Here is a 19,907-nt window from a genome sequence, read left to right as displayed (position 1 = left end):
CTGGAGGTGCCGCATGCCCTTGCACGCCGGGTTTCCGAGGGTGAAAACCGGCTTCTGTCCCCTCCCGCACCCCGATCCGGTGGTGGATTCGGACGCTCACCGAGAGTCATGTAAAGGTCGGACGATCCCCTCGCCTGGATATGCCATCAAAAGGCATGAATTTTTACCTTAAAAACACAAGAAGCCGTAAAATCTACATAAAGGGGATCAAGACCAGGGCGGGGTGAGTTCGGTCAGCCGGTTCTCGTAGTCGCCCAGCCACGCTCCGAACAGCACCAGGCTCCGCACCCAGAACCGGTCGTTCCACCCGTTGAACCGGGCCAGGGCGTCCGGCCCCTCGGCGACCACGGCGTGCAACTGCTCCGACAGCAGCGTGGGCACCAGCTCCGCGACCCGGCCCAGCATGCGGTGGCCGTACTCCCTGGCGGGGGCGGCGGCCGAACGCAGCGGCACCCGGCGCAGCGGCTGCTTGACCACGTTGGTCGAGGGCAGGGCGGCGACCCGGGGGTTGGCCGCGTGCAGCAGCTCCCGGTAGAAGGCGCCCCGGGCCTTGCGGGCCACGCCGACCGAGAGCGCGGCGTCGAAGAAGGCCGGGTGCATGAACGGCGCCACGAAGGAGACCTCGGGGCCGACCAGGTTGACCGGGGAACGGGCGATGCCCCGCGCCGTCCTGGTGTGCAGGACGGACAGCGGCAGCTCCGCCCGGTGGCCGTTCAGCATCGAGGTCGCCTGGGTGAACGCGGCCCCGACCGAGGAGGCGATCCAGTCCGCGGCCTCCTCGGCCAGGAACGGCACCGACGGGGTGCCCAGCGCCAGCGAACCGAGCAGCGCGGCCTTGCGCTCGGCCTGCGAGGAGGCCTCCAGAGCGGCCCCGCTGACCATGAAGTTCTTCAGCAGCGGGCCTCCGGCGAGCCCGTCGACCAGGGTGCGCCCCGCCCGGTGCACCTCCCTGGCGAAGGGGGAGTACCAGGCGTGGTGCGGGGTGAGGAACTCAAGGCGCCGCGCGACCGCCAGCGCGTCACCGGGGTAGGCGGCGGGGTCCTGCTCGATCACCCGGTGCGGCACGCCCAGCTCACGGGTGATCGCCTGGGCGAAGGGGATGTCGGTGTCGGTGCCGTCGTCCGGGCTGGTCGTCCACGACTCGACGTCGGCGCCCCTGGTCACCGCCACCGAGCACAGCAGCCGCGAGTCGTAGCCGCCGCTGACCGGCACCAGCAGGGGCCGCCCGTCGAACTCCTTGTAGACGTCGTGCAGGATCTCCAGGATCTCCCCGGCCGTGTGCCCGGCGTCCAGCGGCTCCTCCCGCAGCCACCTGGGCAGCTCCCTGCGGGTCGAGATCCGCCCCGTGGCCCGCTCGAAGACCAGCGCGCCGGCCCCGGCCAGCCGCCTGACCTCGGCGTAGGGGGTGTCGTCCCGCAGCGGGAAGGTCAGCTTGATGATCGAGGCCCAGGCGTCCCAGTTCACCTCGTACGGCGTGCGCGCCAGCGACAGCAGCGGTTCGAGCAGCGAGGAGAAGTAGACCGCGTCCCCGCGCATGACGTAGTAGACGTCGACCAGCCCGAGCCCGCCCGCGTGCAGGACGATCCGCTCGCCGTCGTCCATCAGCCCGGGCGTCTCGAACTCCTCGGCCACGGAGATCCACGACCCCGCCCCGACCGGTCTGCGCTCGCCCCAGGCGAAGGCCCACGTCCGCTCGTCCCGCCGGTACGGCGGCAGCGGCGCCGAGCTGAACAGCGCGGCCTCCGGCGTCCGCAGAGCGGGCCTGACCCGCGGTCCCGCGCTCCGCAGCGTCTCAAGGGCGGCCTCGTCGAGGTGACCGATGCCGCCGCAGACGTACGGCCTCACATTGAACGTCGGCCACTGCACCGTGCTGACTCCTCTGTGTCGCGATTGAGCAAAGGGTATCCTTTGCCCGGCTCAGAAAACGGAGGACGGCGTGGCGGACGAGCAATTGGAAAGCACCCGGCTGGCGTTGCGGGAGGCCATGGCCCAAGGAGAGCGGGCCGCTGAGCTGGCCAGGCTGCTCGCCGCGGCGGAGGCCAGGCTGGCCGAGGCACAGGACGCGACGGCCGAGCTGCGAGGTCTCCAGGAGCGGCTGGAGGAGGCCGAGGAACGGCTCCAGAAGGTCCAGGCGGCCGAGGAGAAGCTCCGCAAGGACCTTGCCGAGCAGCGCTACCAGGCCGAGGTGGCCAAGTGGAAGCTGTCCTCGGTGCAGGTGGCCCGCTGGTCCAGGCTCGGCGACGCGATCAGGACCGGCAAGAGCAACCCGGTACGGCTGGCCCGCGGGCTGCGCGGAGCCGCGAAACCCGCCAAGCGCCCCGCGGCGCCCAAACGGCAGCCGATCCCGCAGCGGGCCACCGGCAAGCCGGTCCCCGGCGCCTCCTTCCAGGCGACCACCTCGACCAGGACGGTCGGTGGCGCCTCGGTCAAGCTCAAGCCCTTCCGCGTGCCGACGGGCCCGAACACCCGACCGCACCTGACCGTCGCCGTCGTGGCCGAGCCGCACGCCGAGGCGCTGCTGCGCTACGAGTGGCGCCAGAGCACCGGCTTCACCCCGCGCGACTTCGCCAGGGTGCTGGCCGCAGAGGTGCCGCACCTGCTGCTGGTCGAGTCGGTCATCACCGGCCCCTGGGCCGAGGAGCTCGCGGGGGCCGGTGAGGGGCTGCGCGCGCTGCTGGCCTGGTGCGCCGAACGGGGCATCCGCACCGTCTTCTGGCACACCGGAGGCGAGGTGGCCGCCTTCTCCGCCGCCGCCTCGCTGTTCGAGCACATCGTCACCGCGCTGCCCAGGAGCGTGGGCGAATGGGGGGCGGCCCTGGCCTCCTGCGAGCCGGAACCGGGCCGTCGCACCCCCTCACTCGGGCTGCTGCCCTTCGCCGTGCAGCCCCGCGTGCACAACCCGCTGCCGCTGGCCGGAGACCGCTTCGACCGGGTGCTGACCCTGGAGGAGCTGCTCCCGGCACACCTGTCCTATCCCGACGTGCTCACCTCCTACCGCTGGCCGAAGGCCGTCGACTGCCCGCCGGGCACCGACCCGTGGCGGATGGCCGAGCTGGCCGCCTGCGGCACGCCGATCGCCGCCTCGCCCTTGGCGGCGCCCGCGCAGCCCGCCGAGCCCCTCCCGCTCGGCGCCACACCCGACACCGGCGCCGAGGCCCGCAGGGCGCACGCGGCGCTGCGCCAGGCCTACGCCTCGGGCACGATGAGCCAGAAGGTGGACGACCTGCTCGGCGTGGTCGGCCTGCCCAGCGCGCGCGCCACCCTGAACATCTCGGTGATCATGATCGACAGGGGCGACCTCGACCACACCCTCGCCCAGGTCGTGCCGCAGAAGGGCGTCATCCAGCTCGTCCTGCTCTCCGACGCCGAGGACGCCCTGAAGCGGGCCCGCGACGCCATGCCCACCGGGGTCGAGGTCGTGGTCCGTCCCGGCGACCCCGAGCTGACCACGGGCACCATGCTGAACCGGGCCCTCGACCTGTGCCAGGGCGACCTGGTCGCGGTCATGGACGCCCAGGACGTGTACGGCGAGCACTACCTGACCGACCTGGCCCGCGCCTTCCTGTTCACCACCGCCGACATCGTCGGCAAGGCCGCCTACTACGCCCACCTGCGTGACGTCGCCGCGACGGTGTTGCGCCAGCCGTCCGCCGAGTACTCCTACCTGCCCGAGGTCGCGGGAGCCACCCTGCTGGCCCGCCGGGCCGTACTGCGCGGGATCGGGTTCGCCGACGTCTCCGAGGGGTGGGACGAGGTGCTGATGCGGCAGTGCCGTACGGACGGGGTGAAGGTCTTCTCCGCCGACCGCTTCGGCTACGTCCGCATGCGTGACCGTGACCGCTGGCTCCTCGGCTCCGCCCAGCTCGTCGACTACGGCCCCCCGGAGCCCCACGCCCTGGCCTGAACCGTACGGCCTGGCGTCGTCCCGAGAGGGGATCGTGGCTGTTCGAATACTTTGAGTCGTCGGGCGCGCTTGGGGTGACGTACAGCTCAAGATCGTTGCAGACTTCGGCGACCCGTCCATGGTGCTCGACACGCCCCGTGGCCGCCGTACAGGTTGACGGTGACGGGGCTTCGGCGGCGACACGTCGTTGAGCGCCCGACGGGTTCTCGCGGGGATGGAACCGGTGTGCTCGGGTATCGTGCCTTTCATGTCGAGCCCTGAGGCATCCAGGACGGGGGCTTTCGGTCACCCGTCAGCCCCCTGAACCACTCAAGACCCTGTCCCGCCGTACGGCGGTGGCGACAGGAGCGGCCGGGCCGCTGACCGCGGTGACGAGACGTCCCATCCGATCTCTCATCACCCCGGGGTCTCTCGATGCCTCTGCCCGTCTACCTGCTCTCCATGGCGATCTTCGCCATGGGCACGTCCGAATTCATGCTCGCCGGTCTGCTGCCGGACATCGCCGCCGACCTCGGTGTCCCGGTCGCGACGGCGGGGCTGCTCACCCCGGCCTTCGCCGCCGGGATGGTGGTGGGCGCCCCGCTCACGGCGGGACTCGCACGCCGCCGGCCACGGCGGGCCGGCCTGCTGGGCCTCCTCGGCCTGTTCCTGGTCACGCACGTCGCCGGTGCCCTCACCGGCGATTTCACGGTCCTGTTCGTCACCCGGTTCCTCGCGGCGCTCGCCAACGCGGGCTTCCTGGCGGTCGCGCTCACCACGGCCACCGGGATGGTGCCCGCCGACCGGAGGGGCCGGGCCCTGGCCGTCCTGCTGGGCGGCGTCACGATCGCCACCGTGGCCGGGGTTCCGGGAGGCGCCCTGCTGGGGACGCTGCTCGGCTGGCGCGCCACCTTCTGGGTGGTCGCGGCGCTGTGCGTGCCCTCGGCGCTCGGTGTGGTGCTCGGCGTCCCCCCGGGTACGGCGCGGCCCGACGGACCGGTTCCCGACCTGTGCCGAGAGCTCGCCGAGCTGCGGCGCCCCAGGCTGGTGCTGGTCCTGTCGCTGGGCGCGCTGGTCAACGCCGCGACCTTCGGCACCTTCACCTTCCTGGCCCCGATCGTCACCGGTGTCGCCGGGCTCGACCCGCTGTGGGTCCCCGTCGTGCTGGTGCTGTTCGGCCTTGGTTCCTTCATCGGAGTCACCGTCGCCGGGAGGCTGTCCGACCGGAGGCCCGGCCTGGTCGTCGCGGTTGCCGGGCCGTCGCTGCTCTGCGGCTGGGTCGTCCTCGGACTCACCGCCGTCCATCCGGCCGCCCTGCTGGTCCTGGCCCTCGTCCAGGGGGCGCTCTCCTTCGGCCTCGGGAGCACGCTGATCGCACGTGTGCTCCACGAGGCTCCGGGGGCACCCACCATGGCGGGGTCCTACGCCACCGCCGCCCTCAACGTCGGAGCCGTCGCCGGTCCGGCCCTCGCCGCGGCCACCCTGGCAACCGGCTCCGCAGGAACGGGCCCCGTCTGGGTCAGCGGCGCCCTGGTCGCGACCGCGCTCCTGCTGGTCCTGCCGTTCCGCCGGGTGGTCGTCCGGCCGTGAGCCGTTCGGGGCCTTAGGCTGCCGGGCGTGACGGTTGGTCAGCTCGGGGCGCCGCCCGTGCCCGGGGGCATGGGAGCGGGCGGCGCTCTGCGTTTCGGTCACCGTGCGAATTTCAACCAGGACGCCGGTCCTCTTTTCCGTCGTCCGGCAAAGAAACGGAGAAGAGATCTCTGTAACGTGAGATATCGCTGAAGCCTCTTGTGTAAAGACTTGTCTCCGAGGACAGATCGTCATACAGGGCGGCCCGAACGTCCGCGGTTCCGAGGAATTTCCATTCCACGGTCTCTCCGTACTGGTTCCTGTACGACGTCTCCTCCTCGCGGCCCATCGCCTCGGCGGCCGCGTGGGCCTTCTCGTCCGACTCCTCGTACAGGACGACGAAGTCCTCGGTGTACTCAGAAGGAGTGCGGCCGTCCTTCACGATGACCTCGAAAACCAGGATCGCCATATAAGGAAGCCGGCTCATCTGGACTCCTGTCGCATTTCCTGTGTGTCTCGCGGGGCGTCCTGCTCCAGGGTGCGGACGACGATGAGCTTTTTCAACCTGGTTTCGCGGGCCGTGGACGCGACGCGGTGTACGGCATCTCATCGAAAAAGAGGAGATCCCCTGGTGATGCGGGTCGCTGTCACAGGCGGCGCCGGTCACGCATGGCCGTCACCGAATCCGCGGTGGTCGCGTTCCCCGGTGCCTTCGCGTCACGGCCTCAGGCCGGGAGACGGACGTCGGCACGGGAGTCCACACGCCACCGCGCGGCCCCCGCGAGTCACGGCCTTACTAGGCTGCCGTGCATGACGCCGGGTCAGCTGGACGAGGTCCTCGGTACGCCGCCGGTCCCGCGTGGGACGTGGGAGAAGGAGGCGCTGTACGTCTCGGCGGCTGCGCTTCGAGGGCGGGAGGAGCCCGAGGCGCTGGCGGCGCGGGTGCGGGCCCTGCCGGGGGTCGCCGAGGTCCGGGTACGGCCCGGCGGCTTCCTGGAGATCGTGGTCACGGTCCCCGGGGAACTGCTGACCGAGATCGGGGCCGCCGGGACGGTGGCTCCCTCCCCGGGAACGGGGTCGCCGTGGCCCGACTTCCCCAGGACGTGGCGGAACCCGGGGTTCACGGTCAGATACGCCTGCGTCAGGGCGGCGGCCGTACAGCGTTGGGCGGACGAGCTGGGGGTCGGGGGTCCGTTCCTGCCCGAGCTGCTGGACGGGCGGCAGGACAGGGCGGTGCTCAGGTTGCTCGCCGAGCTGTACGGCAGGCGCGGCAGCCGTGACGCCGGCTGGGCCGCCTACGCCGAGCAGCTCGCCCTGGCCTACCACGACGCCTTCGAGCACGCCCCGGCGTTGCCCGCCGGGGACGAGGAGCCCACGGCGCTGCACACGGCCCGGGTACGGCTGGCGCAGGCCGTACGAGAGGTGCTGACCGAGGCGTTGGCCGCAGTTGGTGAGACAGTTCCCGACAGATTGTGATAAATCCGGTAGTTCAGGAAGACCATAAGGGGGACGGGTGGGAACCGGATTACGGCGCCGGGGCATCGTCGGGTGGGTGCCGGTGGTCCTCATCGTCCTGGTGATCGTCGCCGGTGCCGTCTACATCATCAACAACCTGGAGAAACCGGCCGAGCCCGTACGGGCGGCGGCGGTACCCATGGCGTCCACGGCGTCCCCAACGCCCACGCCGACCAAGCCCGCGTGGTTGCGGGTCTCCCACAAGTCCTACCGGGGACTCGGTCCAATGGACGCCTCGTGCGACCTGCCGGGGCCGCTGAGGGACTCCCTGATGCTCGGCACCGAGCCCGAACCGGCGCTGCGGGCCCTGGCGCTCTGCCTCGACCGCATGTGGGCGGACACGCTGGCGAAGGTGGGGGTCGACTACGTCAAACCCGAGGTGCGTCTGGTCCACACCCAGGAGGAGGCGGCCTGCGCGTCGCTCGCCTTCGAGTGGGGCGGGATCTACTGCCCGGGGAAGAACGTGATCAACGTGATGATCACGGACGGGGATTCGACCTCCTGGTTCACGCTCGCGCACGAGTACGCCCATCACGCGCAGTTCATCGGCGCGATCACCGACAGGTGGATGACGCGGCCTCGCGATGATGACATCGTGCGTCGCTCCGAACTGCAGGCCAGTTGCCTGGCCGCGGTGACGCTGCGCACCGCGCTGCCGGAGGAGCTGGAATTCATGCGGAAGGCGTACACGGCGGCCATCGGGTCGAAGGTGGAGCCCGGGAAGGCCGAGGAGACGGCGGCGATCCTGCGCACGCACGGCTCCTGGGCGCACAACGCCGCCTGGATAAAGCGGGGAGAACGCCAGGGAACGGTGGCCTCCTGTGACACCTGGGTCGCCCCCGCCAGACAGGTCTCCTGACGGCGGAACCGTCCACGAGCACAAAAATATCCTCCTATACCCCTAGAAACCGTGAAAAATACGCGGTTTTTAGGATGATCACGTCTCGATACGTGGGCACGCGTCCCATGGGGATCACCGGGTCCGATAGCCTCGATAGGGTGAGTCGATTCGCCCATCCCGCCGGTGACCGGCACGCCGAAGTGCTGCCCGAGGACCGCCCTCCCCACGTACCCGCCGACCTGAACACGCTCGACCCCACGATCTGGCCGCGAACGGCCGGCCGCGTCGACGGTTCGGTGACGATCGGCGGCGCGGACGTCAGGGATCTGGTGGCACGGCACGGCAGCCCGCTCTACGTGGTGGACGAGGAGGACTTCCGCTCCCGCTGCCGCGACTACCGGGAGGCGTTCGCCGGAGGCGAGGTCCACTACGCGGGCAAGGCGTTCCTGTGCCGCGAGGTCGCCCGCTGGATCATGCAGGAGGGCCTCGGCCTCGACGTGTGCAGCGCCGGTGAGCTGGCCGTCGCGCTGAGCGTCGGCTTCCCGCCCGAGCGGATCACGATGCACGGCAACAACAAGTCCCCGGCCGAGCTGGAGAAGGCCGTCGAGGTCGGCGTCGGGCACATCGTGGCCGACTCCTTCGAGGAGATCGCCCGCCTCGGCTTCCTCGCCGACAAGCACGGCAGGCGTCCCCAGATCATGATCAGGGTGACCGTCGGCGTCGAGGCGCACACCCACGAGTTCATCGCCACCGCGCACGACGACCAGAAGTTCGGCTTCTCGCTGAGCAGCGGAGCCGCGGCCGAGGCGGCCAGACGCATCCTCGCCCTGCCCCAGCTCGAACTGGTCGGCCTGCACTCCCACATCGGGTCCCAGATCACCGACACCGCAGGGTTCGAGGTGGCCGCGCGCCGCCTGGCCACGCTCCTGGTGCAGATCAAGGAGGAGCACGGCGTCGTCCTGCCCGAGCTCGACCTCGGCGGTGGCTACGGCATCCCCTACGTCGAGGGCGACGTCGCCCCCGACGTCAAGGAGATCGCCGACGGCCTGCGGGAGATCGTGACCAAGGTCGCGCAGGCCGCGGGGCTGCCCGTCCCCAAGCTGACCGTCGAGCCCGGCCGCGCCATCGCGGGCCGGGCGGGCGTGACCCTCTACGAGGTCGGCACGATCAAGGACGTCGAGGGGCTGCGGACCTACGTCAGCGTCGACGGCGGTATGAGCGACAACATCCGCACCGCGCTCTACGGGGCGGAGTACACCGCGCGGCTCGCCTCGCGCGAGAGCACGGCCGAGCCGATGCTCTCCCGCCTGGTCGGCAAGCACTGCGAGAGCGGTGACATGGTCGTGCGTGACCTGTGGCTGCCGGGAGACCTGGCCACCGGAGACCTGATCGCCGTCGCGGGCACCGGCGCCTACTGCCGCTCGCTCGCCAACAACTACAACTACCTCCCCAAGCCCGCCGTCGCCGCGGTCAGGGACGGGGAGTCCCGCGTGATCGTCCGCCGCGAGACCGAGGACGACCTCCTGAGGGGACAAGCGTGAAACGATCCGGAAACGAGAAGAGGAGTGCGGCCGTATGGCTCTGAAAGTTGCCCTCCTCGGATGCGGCGTCGTCGGTTCCCAGGTGATCCGGCTGATGCACGAGCAGGCCGACGACCTGGCCGCACGTATCGGGGCACCGCTTGAGGTGGCGGGCGTCGCCGTACGGCGCATGGGCCGCAGGCGGGACACCGACGTGGACCCCGCGCTGTTCACCACCGACGCCGAGGCCCTGGTCACCCGGGACGACGTGGACATCGTGGTCGAGGTGATCGGCGGCATCGAACCGGCCAGATCGCTCATCCTGGCCGCGATGAACAGCGGCAAGTCGGTCGTCTCGGCGAACAAGGCCCTGCTGGCCGAAGACGGCGCGACCATCCACGCCGCGGCCAAGGCCAACAACGCCGACCTGTACTACGAGGCGGCCGTCGCGGGCGCGATCCCGCTGCTCAGGCCGTTGCGCGAGTCGCTCGCCGGTGACCACGTGCACCGGGTGCTGGGCATCGTCAACGGCACGACGAACTACATCCTCGACAAGATGGACTCCTCGGGCGCCTCCTTCTCCGACGCGCTTGAGGAGGCCCAGGCGCTCGGTTACGCCGAGGCCGACCCCACGGCCGACGTGGAGGGCTTCGACGCCGCGGCCAAGGCCGCCATTCTGGCCGGGATCGCCTTCCACAGCCGGGTGACGGCCGCCGACGTGCACCGCGAGGGCATCACCGAGATCACCGCGGCCGACGTGGCCAGCGCCAAGGCCATGGGCTACGTCATCAAGCTGCTGGCGATCTGCTCCCGTTCCGACGACGGGCGTTCCTTCGGCGTCCGGGTGCACCCGGCCATGATCCCCAGGACGCACCCGCTGGCCGGGGTGCGCGAGGCCTACAACGCGGTCTTCGTCGAGGCGCGCTCGGCGGGGCAGCTGATGTTCTACGGCGCGGGCGCCGGTGGGGCCCCCACCGCGAGCGCGGTGCTCGGCGACCTCGTGGCCGTCGGGCGTAACCGCCTGGCCGGGACCAGGGGCCCGGAGGAGTCCACCTACGCCGACCTGGGCGCGCACGCGATGGGCGAGACCGTCACGCGCTACCACGTCTCCCTGGACGTCGCCGACAAGCCGGGTGTCCTCGCCCGGGTCGCCGACATGTTCGCCAAGCAGGACGTCTCCATCCAGACCGTCCGGCAGGAGGGGCACGGCGACGACGCACAGCTCGTCCTGGTCACCCACCGGGCCAGCGACGCGGCCCTCTCGGCGACCATCGAGGGCCTGCGGGAGATGGACATCGTCCGTGACGTGGTGAGCGTCATGCGCGTCGAGGGTGAGGACGCCTCCTGACGAGGCCGAAGAGCGCCCTTCCCGGCGACGGGGAGGGCGCCTGCGTCGTAGGGGAGGGCGGGCCGTCGTGAGGATCGCATACCGGCTGGGCGCGCCGGCGGTCGCGCTGGCCGTACTGGCCGGGGCACTTCCCGCCAGAGCCGAGACCGCCGAGACCGCCGGGAAGGTCAGGACCGTCGTCTCGCTGACCTTCGACGACGGGGACGCCACCCACGTGGCGGCGGCGCGTCTGCTGGAGCGCAGAGGGATGCGGGGAACGTTCTACGTCAACTCCGCGACCGCCGGACGCGCGGGCAAGCTGACCCGCAAGCAGGTCGTCGCGCTGGCCCGGGCGGGGCACGAGGTCGGCGGCCACACCCTGACCCACGTCCGGCTGGACGAGCTGACCCGTGCCGAGCAGCGCGGGCAGATCTGTGACGACCGCAGGAGGCTGCTCGCCTGGGGGCTGCGTCCCGTCACCCTCGCCTACCCCTTCGGCGCGGTCGACGCCCAGGCCAAGAAGGTCGCGCGGGGATGCGGCTACGACGCCGCCCGCACGGTCGGCGGCCTGCGGCAGTGGAGCTGCTCCGGCTGCCCGGAGACCGAACCCCGGCGCCCCCGGGACCGGTACGGCATCCGCACCCCGGGCTCCGTCCGTGAGGACACCTCGCTGCGGCAGCTGAGACAGCTGGTCCTCAACGCGGAACGGGCCGGTGGCGGCGTCCTTCCGCTGGTGTTCCACCGGGTCTGCGACGACTGCGGCCTCTACTCGGTGCCGCCGAAGGTTCTGGACGGCTTCCTGGCATGGCTGGCGGCCCGCGAACGCCGTGGCACGGTCGTCATGACGCTGCGGGACGCGGTCGGCGCCCGCGGCTGACCGTACTGTGGACCGTCACGGCGGGCCTGTCAGCCCGTCACGGGGCGGGCGGTGAGCGTGAGGAAGACGTCGTCGGGGTCGGGGGCGTGGATCGAGAGCCCGTCCACGGCGAGCAACTGGTGGTCGATCCTGTCGAGAAGGGCACGCAGGGAGCCGACGCTGCCGTCGTTCGGGACCCGCAGGGTGAACGCCTCGTCGTCGCCGGGCACGCCGCCCAGGACGCGCACGGCCCATTCGAGCTCCTCGGCGTCGGCGAAACGCAGGTGGGCGTGGCCGCAGGAGGCCAGGCGCCCCAGCTCCCGCGGGGTCCCCTCGGCGACGATCCTGCCCTGGGACAGGACCGCGACCCGGTCGGCCAGCTCGCCCGCGTCCCGTGGGTGCCGCGTCGTCAGGAAGACCGTGACGCCCTCCGCGGCGAGATCGCGCAGGACCCGCCGTACGGCACGGCGGCCACTCGGGTCGAGCCCGCCGGTCGGCTCGTCGAGGAGGACCACCTCGGGGGAGCCGACCAGGGCCGTCGCGATGCCGAGCCGGTGCCGCATGCCGCCGGAGTAGGCGGCGACCGGTATTCCTGAGGCCATTCCTGAGACCTCTGTGAGACCGAGGCGGCCGAGCAGGTCGGCGGCGCACCGCGCGGCCTCAGCGTGGTCGAGCCCGCGCCGCCGTGCGACCGCGAGCAGGTTGTCCTCACCGGTGAGCGAGTCGTCCAGGGGGGAGCGGCGGCCCACGTGCTCCCCGGTGATCCGCACCAGGCCTTCGTCGGCCCCGGTCACCCCGGACAGGATCCGGATCACCGTGGTCTTGCCCGAGCCCTCGGCGCCGAGCAGCGCGAAGACCGTCCCCGAGGGGACCTCAAGGTCGACGCCGTCCAGGACGGTCCTGTCGCCGAACGACATGCGCAGCCCGGACGCCGAGATCGCGAAATTGTGCATTCTGTCCCTCGTTTCGCCTTTCAGGACTTCAGGAACGGTGGATCACGACGTCGCCGTAGTGGGTGCGGGCACGCACCTCGACGGTCTCGTCAGAGGGGGAGGGGCCGTCCACGGCCTCCAGGGTGTTGCGCACGCTGCCGTAGGGCGTGCTCAGGTCGAGCCAGGCGGCGGTTCCCTCCCGGATGCCGACCTTCAGCTTGCCGTAGGAGGTCTCCAGGACCACCGACCCGCGTACGGCCTCACCGATGCGGATGTCTCCGGAGACCGTCCTGGCGTCGACGCCGGCCAGCGCGCGGCCCACGGTGATGTCGCCGTAGGCCGTGTTCAGCCGCAGGTCGCCGGTGACCTCGCCGATGGTGATGCCGCCGTTGGCGGTCCTGACCATCGCGGGGCCGTCGATCTCGCCGATCCTGATCTCACCGTTGGAGGTGGTGACCTCGGTGCGCCCGACGGAGCGGATCACCGTGATGTCGCCGTCGGCGGTGTTCAGCCGCAGTTCGCCGGTCTGGCCGAGCCAGATGTCGCCGGAGACCGTGCGCAGCGTGGACTCGCCGAGCCGCCCCTCGCAGTGGAGGTCGGCCATGGCGCTGACGTCGACGCGGGAGCCCTCGGGCAGGTCGATGACGACCCTGACCGAGCCGTCCCACCCGAGCAGCGAGCCGATCCTGGTCTTGGGGGCCTTGACCAGGAGCCTGCCCTGGTCGTACTCGACCCGGGTCTGCTCGGCGGCCCTGATGTCGGCGCCGCCGTGCTCGTCGGCGGGCTGCACGTCGACGACCGTGTCCGCGCGTTCGGCGGCGTTGAGCCGGATGTGGCCCGCCCCGATGTCGATGACGACGAAGATCGGTTCCGGGGTGTCGAAGGTGGGCATGGCGCTCTCTTCCTGACGGTCGGCTACCGCACCCAGCCGGTGTAGCGCCGTTCGCCCCGCTGGGAGACCCGGGGAGGCGGCGAGGGGCGGGCCCCGGCCTCCAGGGCGGCGGAGACGGCGCGGACCAGCCAGGCGTTGACCGAAAGCCCCTCCTTGCCCGCCGCCTCCTCGATGCGCGGCTTGAGGTGCTCGGGGACCCGCAGGGACAGGCGTGTCGTGCCGCCGTCCTCCGCCTCGGGCGAGGTGGGGGCGGGGCCCTGGGCGGTGGGCGCCCCGGCCTCGAAGCCCTCCTCGAACGGCCTGGCCGCCGGAGGAGGCGTCACCACGAAGTCGGGGTCGCGTCTGCGCAGCCGTACCTCGACGGAGCCGGGGGCGAGGTCGCGGCTGATCTCGTCGGCGGCGGTGGACAGCGCCTCAAGCAGGACGAGCCTGGTGGTCGACTCAAGGGCGGAGGTGAGCTGCCTGGCGGCGGCGCGCACCTCCTCGCCGCCTGTCTCCGCGACGACCGTGAGCTCGCGGCGCAGGTGATCGACGTAGGGCGTCAGGTCCATGACGCCACTATGACGCCACGATGGCGCCATGGCAAGTCCGCGGTGGTGTCACCATGGCGCCGTTCCGGGCATGCCAGGAGGAAAGCCAGGCGTGTCAAGGGGAAAGCGGGGAAAGCAGGGGAAGGCGCGGGTCAGCGGCCGCCCTCGGCGAGACCCCGCAACCTGCGGGCCGCACGGCGCAGCAGGGAACGGTCCCGTTCCCTGCGCAGGGCCACGGCTTCGAGGCGGCGCTGCTCGGCCTTCTCCTTCCACCGGGCGGCGGCGCGGTCGCCCTTGGCCGCCTGGGCGCGCAGTTCACGCAGCTCGGCCTTGAGCGCGGCGACCCGCTGCCTGGCGCGCTCAGCCTCCCGCCCGTGTCTCTCCGCCTCCGCGCGCCAGCGCACGGCCTCCCTGTTGCGGGCCGAGGCCCAGGCCGGATAGGCGCGTGAGGCGGGCCGGAACCGCCAGGTCTCGGCGTCCAGCCAGGTCGCGCCGTACAGGTCGGCGATCACGTCGTCCAGGGACTCGCCCTCGGCCGCGACGCGCAGCGCCCTGGCGACGGCCGAGGTCCGTTCGAGACGCGCGGTGACGACGCCGGTCTCGTTCTCGTCGAGCGCGACGAGCAGCAGTCCCTCGTCGTCCCCGTCGGCCTGCTCGACCAACATGGCCAGGCTCTCGGCCCCCGGCACCCACCCCGGCGGGCAGGTGAGCCTGAAGGGAGCGGGAAAGGAGGTCGCGGGGACGCGCTCGGCCAGGCGCACCCGGCCGTCGCCCGCGTACTGCCCGCGCACCAGCCTCAGGTCGAGCAGCGGGTCGTCCAGCGGCGTCCGGCCCTCCTCACCGGGCGGACGCGCGTCGAGCAGGGCCCACGGGCCGGTCAGCACCACGCTCACGTCGGACAGGGTGCTCGCCAGCGCGCCGTCCACGCTCGCCCTGACGTCCTCGAAGGAGGCGTCCGCCGCGTCCACGACCACCTCGACGTACGGCACCAGCCACTGGCGGCCCGGGTCGGAGCGCAGATTGCGCCGGTACGGCACGCGGTCGGCGATGAACGGCCCGTTGTGCCGTCTGACCTCGGCGGGCCTGCGCATCGCCGTCGTGGTGCCCAGGTGCCAGCACACCGCCTCGGCGTCGGGGACGAAGACCGCGCCGGTCTGGGTGAGCCGGTAGCCCAGCTCGGTGTCCTCGCCGAGCACCAGGGAGGTGTCCAGGCCGCCGGCCTCCTTCAGCAGGGCGGCGGGTGAGGAGACCGTCGCCCCCACGTGGACGCGGTGCAGCAGGGGGCTTGGCGCGTCGCGCAGGCCGCGATGGGCCGCGACGAGCTCGTCGATCCAGTCGTGCCCGTGCTCGGGGTCCTCCGCGAAGAGGCCGTGGGCGTCGCCGTCCGCGACGACCCCGCTGACCTGGGCCGGGGCCGGGAGGGGGCCCGCCGCGGCGGTGAAGCGCAGCCTCCCGAGCACCACCAGGTAGTCGGCCAGATGGTGCCAGCGCATGTGCGCCTCGACGTGGTCGCGGTAGGGGACGATGTCGGCGTCCATCCTGTGGATCACCTCGCCGTCGGCGGCGGCCGTACCGGTCTCCATGGCGCTCGCGATGCCCCGCCTGCCCTGGGGGGAGCGGACGATCCTGGTGCGTTCCGGGGCGATCCCGGGGACACGGAGCGGGGGAACGCTTCCGTCGTCCACGACGACCACCTCAAGCAGGTGGGCGGGGTAGGTCTGGGCGGCCAGGGCGGCCAGGGTGAGGTCGAGCCTGTCCTGCCCGCCCCTGGCGGGGATCACCACGCTCACCGCCATGCGGGGCCGCCACGTGCCGGGCGCGGGCGGCTCCAGCACCCCGTAGTCGTTGCCGGGGATCCGCGCGGTCATCCCGCCTCCACGGGCAGCTCCATCAGCGCGCTCGGCCGGAAGCCGCGCCACTGGCGTTTGTTCCTGCGCAGGAACGTGCCGATGGGCTCCCGCCAGGTGTGCCCCGCGGCGTTGCCGCGCCGCAGCACGTATCCCAGCCCCTGGGTGCGGTAGATCCGCCCGCCCGCGCCCTGCACGGCGTGCTGGAACTGGGCGTCGATCGTGCCGGGAAGCGGGCGGAAGCCCCCCACCGCGTGGAAGGCCGAACGCTCGGTGAGGATGGTCCCTCCCGCGATGAAGTTGGTGATCTGCTCGGTGACCTGTTCCCGGTGGACGGTCACCCCGATCGAGGCGAGGTAGACGAACTCGGGCACCATGCCGACCACCTCGGCCCCCGAGTAGGAGTGGGCCAGCAGCAGGTCGGAGACGAAGTCGGGGCCGTACCAGTCGTCGTCGTCCATCTTCAGCAGGAACGCCCCCGACGCCCTGGCCGCGGCCTCGTTGAGCACCGTGCCGAACACGCTCGCCCGGTCCGCCTCGAACACGGTGAGCGGCCGGTCGAAGGACGCCGTCGCCTCCGCCACGTCCGGATGTCCGGCGGTGATGCCGTGCAGGGCGAGGATCACCTCGAACTCGGCGCCGCGCTGCCTGGACAGCTGCTCGAACGCGAAGCGCACCATCTCGGGACGCCGGGTCGCCAGCAGCACCGAGACCAGGGGGACGGGGGCGGCGGGGGCGCCGAGCTGCTCCCAGCGGGCCCGTACGCCGTGGACGCGCAGCGCCCGCCTGCGCAGCCGTACGCTGTACTCCTCACGTGTCAGGTCGTCGGCGAGCGCGGTCTCGTCGGCGGAGGTGACCAACTCGGCGAGGTCCCGGCCGAGCGCGCCCGCCCACGGGGGCACGGTCTCGCAGACCAGCGGAACCCCGGCCGCGGCGAGCCCGGTGACGACCCGCAGCGCGGCGACCGGCCCGCTGTGGCCCCGCCGCCAGTCCACGCGCACCCCTCTGACCTGCCTGATCCTGGTGACGTCCACGTCGGTCACGCAGCCGGAGGCGCCGAGGACGGTGAGCGTGCGCCCCTCACAGGTGATCGCCCAGCGGCCCGACTCGACGGACAGGTCGGCCATGCCGAGCGACGGTACGGTGACGAAGCCCGTCGGGTTGACCGAACGGTCGTCGACCGGCGGGATGGTCCTGGGCTCCGACAGGTCTCCCAGGCCGCTGCGCAGGATGCCCGCCCCTCCTGGACGGCCGAGCCGTTCCCAGCTCATCAGCGCGGCGGCGGGGCGGTCGATCGGGGTCTCCGCGCCCTCCCAGGAGGGCGGCTCCTCGTCGGTGACGCGCAGGACCAGGTCGGCTCCCGCGGCACCGAACCGCTCGGGGACCGGGCCCGTCACCTCGGCGGGGGCGGCGTTGGGGTCGCCGGGACGCCAGTGGGCGGCTCCGGGGCCCGCCAGCCCGGCCACCGGGGCCGCGACCGCGTCCATCCCGTGCCCGCCGAACGCCCTGGCGGTCGCGGCGAGCGTACGGCCCGCGGGCGTGGGCTTGGCGAACCTCGCCTCGACCGCCCAGGCGTCCTTCGCGGGACGGTGCACCCGCAGTTCGGTCAGGGACCGCCAGCGGTGCGCGGGGACGGGGGAGATCACCGGCGCGGTGTACCAGTACGGGGCCTCCTCGACGGCGACCGTGACCCGTGAGGCCGAGGGGAGCAGGGACTGCAGCGCCGCGGCCCTGCGGACGTCGGTCGGCGTCCTGGCGACGACGAGGACCTCCGTCACGCCGTCCTGGGCTCCGGGCAGCCCGCTGAGGTCGCCGTCGAGGTCCGTCACCCGGTACGGCTCCAGGTTTTCGAGGGTGTCGAACCCGGCGTGGCAGACCAGCAGGCCCCGCGTGTCCCGGCCGCCGAGCAGGTCGGTCAGGAACGACATCAGCCCGCCCTCCTGTGCCGGACGGTCGCGATGATCTCGCCGATCGGGCCGCGCCGCCGTTCGGCCCCGGCCTGTTCGGCCCGCTCGCGCGCCTCCTGCGCCTCCCGGCGCAGGCTCCGCACCTCGTCCTCAAGGCGTTCGGCCTCGCGCCGCCACCTGGCCGCCTCCGCCCGCCACCTGGCGGTGTCCCCGGCGACGGGCTGGGACCGGTCCGCGGGGGTGAAGCCGAACTCCTCCCCGCCCACCCACAGGGAGCCGAACATCTCGTGCACCAGGTCGTCCCGGTCGTCCCCGGCGACGAGCGCCGCCCTGGCGAAGGCCGAGGTGCGTTCGAGCCTGGCCGCGGTGACCCCGTTCTCCCGCTCGTCGAGCACCACGCTCAGCAGGCCGTACCCCTCGCTCTCCGCGTGTTCGACCAGCCTGGCGAGGGTGTCGGGGCCGAGGGCCCATCCGGCGGGGCAGGTGAGGCGAAAGGGGGCGGGGGCCGCGTCGGGGACGGTCTCGGCGAAGGAGACGCGCGGCTCGCCGCCGTACAGGTTGCGCACCAGGCGAAGGTCGAGCAGCGGCTCGTCGAGGGAGGAACGACGTCCCCGGGGCAGGGCCGACCACGGTCCGGTCACGGTGACGGCGACGTCGGCGAGGGTGCCCGCGAGCGCGGCGTCCACACTCGTCCTGACCTCCTCGTAGGTGGCCCCGGCCGCGTCCACGACGACGCGCACGTACGGCACCAGCCAGGTCCTGCGCGAGTGGGCGCGCAGCCAGCGCAGGTCGGGGATGAGGTCGGGCAGCACCGACCAGTTGTGCCGGTGCACCTCCTTCTCCCTGGTCATGACCGTCGAGGGGCCGAGGTGCCAGGCCGTGGCGCGCGGGTCGGGGACGAAGACCGCCCCCGCCTGTGCCAGCCGGAAGCCCAGGTCGGTGTCCTCACCCATGTTCAGCGCGGTGTTCACCCCTCCCGCGGCGCGCAGCAGCGCCAGCGGGACCGAGGTCGCCGCCCCCGAGTGGAGCAGGTGGGCCCGGGAACCGGCCTCCCGCAGCCGCCGGGTCTCGGCGAACCGCTCGGCCCGCCAGGCGTGCGGGGCGGAGACGGGGAAGAGGTCCTCGGCACGCCCCCGCCGTACGGCCGCGAGGACCTCTTCGGGTCCCGGCGCGTCCCCGGACGGCTCGGGGGTGAAGCGGATGTCGCCGAGCACGACCGCGTACGGGGCCAGGTGGTGCCAGCGCATGTGCGCCTCCACGTGCTCCCGGTCGAGGACCACGTCGGCGTCCACCCAGAGCAGGACGTCGCCGGTCGCCGAGGCGGCACCGGTCTGGCGCGCCCAGCCGCGTCCCCAGCGGCCCTCGGGCACCCGGACGATCCGGGTTCCGGCCGGGGCGGGGCCGTCGATCCGCAACGGCGGTTCACTGCCGTCGTCGGCGACGACCACCTCCGTGAGATGGGCCGGGTAGGTCTGGGCGGCCAGGGAGGCGAGCGTGCGGTCGAGGGACTCCTGGCAGTCGTAGGCGGCGATCACCACGCTCACCCCGAGCCGGGGCTCCCAGTGGCCGGGTTTCGGCGGGGTCAGCGAACCGTAGTCGTTGTGCCTGACCCGCGCAACCCCTCCGGTGTTCCGGGCGGGGGGAACGGCGACCTGTCCCGTGCCGTCCTCCCCGCCCGTCCTGAGCGCGCCGTCCTCTCCGTCCAGGGACGGGCCGGCCGTACCGGAACCCGCCTCCCGGCGCTCTCGGGCCTCATTCACGCCGCGCCCTCCGGCCTGGCCCGCCAGGGCCTGGCCTCGGCCGCGGCGAGCTTGGGGAGCAGCTCGCTGACCAACTCCTCCATCTCCCTGCGCCGGGGAACGGCCGTCAGCCGGTCCTCGCCCAGGGAGACCAGGATCGCCCGCAGGTCCTCCTCGTGCCTGCCGCTCTCCTGCCTGAGCAGGGAGACGATCTCGTCGAGCCGTCCGTCCAGCCGTTCGACGGCCGTCCTGACCTTGGCCAGCTCCGCCTCCTGCCGCTTGACCCGGTTGTCGACACGCTGGGCCTTCCCGTCGGTCCTGCGCAGGGTGACGAGGGTCAGCGCCTGGGCGGCCAGCACGGCCACGGCCGCGGCGAGCCCGAGGGCGCCCACGACCGGGACGGCGCCGAGGACCGTGAGCAGGGTCAGCGCGATGACGACCAGCGGGGCCGCGATCGTCGTCAGTAGCGTCAATTTTCGGGGCGTGGACATCCGCGCTTACCTTCCGTGCCGCTCTGTCGTTCGTTGCCTGTTCTGTCGGGGGGAGTGT

The 19,907-nt window shown here is 72.4% G+C and carries 16 protein-coding genes; 7 read left to right on the top strand and 9 right to left on the bottom strand.

Features of this window, described 5'->3' with window-relative positions; genetic code table 11:
• Positions 1 to 207 precede the first annotated feature (207 nt).
• Positions 208 to 1,866, bottom strand: coding sequence for an asparagine synthetase B family protein (locus tag ACFOYY_RS26700; RefSeq protein WP_362777152.1), 1,659 nt, complete (start codon positions 1,864 to 1,866; stop codon positions 208 to 210).
• A 70-nt stretch (positions 1,867 to 1,936) separates the two neighbouring features.
• Between ACFOYY_RS26700 and ACFOYY_RS26695 the strand changes: the two genes are divergently transcribed.
• Both ACFOYY_RS26695 and ACFOYY_RS26690 read left to right on the top strand, forming a co-directional pair.
• On the top strand, positions 1,937 to 3,904 hold the full coding sequence (locus ACFOYY_RS26695; protein WP_386193071.1) for a glycosyltransferase: 1,968 nt from the start codon (positions 1,937 to 1,939) through the stop codon (positions 3,902 to 3,904).
• Between the two features lie 414 nt (positions 3,905 to 4,318).
• Positions 4,319 to 5,473, top strand: coding sequence for a Cmx/CmrA family chloramphenicol efflux MFS transporter (locus ACFOYY_RS26690; RefSeq protein WP_386193068.1), 1,155 nt, complete (start codon positions 4,319 to 4,321; stop codon positions 5,471 to 5,473).
• Positions 5,474 to 5,585: 112 nt separating this feature from the next.
• On the opposite strand, the gene ACFOYY_RS26685 is transcribed toward ACFOYY_RS26690, so the two are convergent.
• Positions 5,586 to 5,921, bottom strand: coding sequence for a DUF4288 domain-containing protein (locus tag ACFOYY_RS26685; protein ID WP_386193066.1), 336 nt, complete (start codon positions 5,919 to 5,921; stop codon positions 5,586 to 5,588).
• A 341-nt stretch (positions 5,922 to 6,262) separates the two neighbouring features.
• Between ACFOYY_RS26685 and ACFOYY_RS26680 the strand changes: the two genes are divergently transcribed.
• From ACFOYY_RS26680 to ACFOYY_RS26660, 5 genes are all read left to right on the top strand, one after another.
• On the top strand, positions 6,263 to 6,928 hold the full coding sequence (locus ACFOYY_RS26680) for a DALR anticodon-binding domain-containing protein (RefSeq protein WP_386193063.1): 666 nt from the start codon (positions 6,263 to 6,265) through the stop codon (positions 6,926 to 6,928).
• A gap of 37 nt (positions 6,929 to 6,965) precedes the next feature.
• Complete coding sequence (locus ACFOYY_RS26675; protein WP_386193060.1) at positions 6,966 to 7,826, top strand: neutral zinc metallopeptidase; 861 nt, start codon at positions 6,966 to 6,968, stop codon at positions 7,824 to 7,826.
• Between the two features lie 140 nt (positions 7,827 to 7,966).
• Entirely contained in the window at positions 7,967 to 9,349 is a 1,383-nt protein-coding gene (lysA, locus tag ACFOYY_RS26670) for a diaminopimelate decarboxylase (RefSeq protein WP_352009684.1), read from the top strand.
• Between the two features lie 34 nt (positions 9,350 to 9,383).
• Positions 9,384 to 10,676, top strand: coding sequence for a homoserine dehydrogenase (locus ACFOYY_RS26665; protein ID WP_352009683.1), 1,293 nt, complete (start codon positions 9,384 to 9,386; stop codon positions 10,674 to 10,676).
• 67 nt (positions 10,677 to 10,743) lie between these two features.
• Positions 10,744 to 11,532: a polysaccharide deacetylase family protein gene (locus ACFOYY_RS26660; protein WP_352009682.1), complete on the top strand. Its 789-nt coding sequence runs from the start codon at positions 10,744 to 10,746 to the stop codon at positions 11,530 to 11,532.
• Positions 11,533 to 11,561: 29 nt separating this feature from the next.
• Here ACFOYY_RS26660 and ACFOYY_RS26655 read toward each other — a convergent pair whose 3' ends face one another.
• The 7 genes from ACFOYY_RS26655 to ACFOYY_RS26625 form a co-directional block, all read right to left on the bottom strand.
• Positions 11,562 to 12,464: an ABC transporter ATP-binding protein gene (locus tag ACFOYY_RS26655; protein WP_386193056.1), complete on the bottom strand. Its 903-nt coding sequence runs from the start codon at positions 12,462 to 12,464 to the stop codon at positions 11,562 to 11,564.
• A 28-nt stretch (positions 12,465 to 12,492) separates the two neighbouring features.
• Entirely contained in the window at positions 12,493 to 13,335 is an 843-nt protein-coding gene (locus tag ACFOYY_RS26650) for a DUF4097 family beta strand repeat-containing protein (RefSeq protein ID WP_352009680.1), read from the bottom strand.
• 23 nt (positions 13,336 to 13,358) lie between these two features.
• On the bottom strand, positions 13,359 to 13,886 hold the full coding sequence (locus ACFOYY_RS26645; RefSeq protein ID WP_362777131.1) for a toxin-antitoxin system HicB family antitoxin: 528 nt from the start codon (positions 13,884 to 13,886) through the stop codon (positions 13,359 to 13,361).
• A 131-nt stretch (positions 13,887 to 14,017) separates the two neighbouring features.
• Positions 14,018 to 15,733 carry a glycosyltransferase gene (locus ACFOYY_RS26640; protein ID WP_386193051.1) on the bottom strand — a complete coding sequence of 572 codons (1,716 nt, stop codon included), beginning with the start codon at positions 15,731 to 15,733 and terminating at the stop codon, positions 14,018 to 14,020.
• Positions 15,730 to 17,640 carry a glycosyltransferase gene (locus tag ACFOYY_RS26635; RefSeq protein WP_386193048.1) on the bottom strand — a complete coding sequence of 637 codons (1,911 nt, stop codon included), beginning with the start codon at positions 17,638 to 17,640 and terminating at the stop codon, positions 15,730 to 15,732. The genes ACFOYY_RS26640 and ACFOYY_RS26635 overlap by 4 nt, the downstream gene beginning before the upstream one ends.
• Positions 17,640 to 19,379 (bottom strand): glycosyltransferase, encoded by a 1,740-nt coding sequence (locus tag ACFOYY_RS26630; protein WP_386193046.1) that lies wholly within the window; start codon positions 19,377 to 19,379, stop codon positions 17,640 to 17,642. The genes ACFOYY_RS26635 and ACFOYY_RS26630 overlap by 1 nt, the downstream gene beginning before the upstream one ends.
• Positions 19,376 to 19,831: a hypothetical protein gene (locus ACFOYY_RS26625; RefSeq protein ID WP_362777122.1), complete on the bottom strand. Its 456-nt coding sequence runs from the start codon at positions 19,829 to 19,831 to the stop codon at positions 19,376 to 19,378. Before ACFOYY_RS26625 ends, ACFOYY_RS26630 begins: the two co-directional genes overlap by 4 nt.
• Between the last annotated feature and the right edge of the window lie 76 nt (positions 19,832 to 19,907).

This window comes from Streptosporangium jomthongense (genome assembly GCF_042650425.1).
Classification (GTDB): domain Bacteria; phylum Actinomycetota; class Actinomycetes; order Streptosporangiales; family Streptosporangiaceae; genus Streptosporangium.
The sequence above is the reverse complement of the archived record's forward strand: the minus strand, read 5'-3'. Positions and strand labels throughout refer to the sequence as shown.

What these genes read in the sequence shown, in the direction of transcription:
- ACFOYY_RS26635 (WP_386193048.1), bottom strand. Translation starts at nt 17,640, where the DNA reads ATGTCGTTCCTGACCGACCTGCTCGGCGGCCGGGACACGCGGGGCCTG.
- ACFOYY_RS26655 (WP_386193056.1), bottom strand. Translation starts at nt 12,464, where the DNA reads ATGCACAATTTCGCGATCTCGGCGTCCGGGCTGCGCATGTCGTTCGGC.
- ACFOYY_RS26690 (WP_386193068.1), top strand. Translation starts at nt 4,319, where the DNA reads ATGCCTCTGCCCGTCTACCTGCTCTCCATGGCGATCTTCGCCATGGGC.
- ACFOYY_RS26685 (WP_386193066.1), bottom strand. Translation starts at nt 5,921, where the DNA reads ATGGCGATCCTGGTTTTCGAGGTCATCGTGAAGGACGGCCGCACTCCT.
- ACFOYY_RS26645 (WP_362777131.1), bottom strand. Translation starts at nt 13,886, where the DNA reads ATGGACCTGACGCCCTACGTCGATCACCTGCGCCGCGAGCTCACGGTC.
- ACFOYY_RS26680 (WP_386193063.1), top strand. Translation starts at nt 6,263, where the DNA reads ATGACGCCGGGTCAGCTGGACGAGGTCCTCGGTACGCCGCCGGTCCCG.
- ACFOYY_RS26665 (WP_352009683.1), top strand. Translation starts at nt 9,384, where the DNA reads ATGGCTCTGAAAGTTGCCCTCCTCGGATGCGGCGTCGTCGGTTCCCAG.
- ACFOYY_RS26640 (WP_386193051.1), bottom strand. Translation starts at nt 15,733, where the DNA reads ATGACCGCGCGGATCCCCGGCAACGACTACGGGGTGCTGGAGCCGCCC.
- ACFOYY_RS26650 (WP_352009680.1), bottom strand. Translation starts at nt 13,335, where the DNA reads ATGCCCACCTTCGACACCCCGGAACCGATCTTCGTCGTCATCGACATC.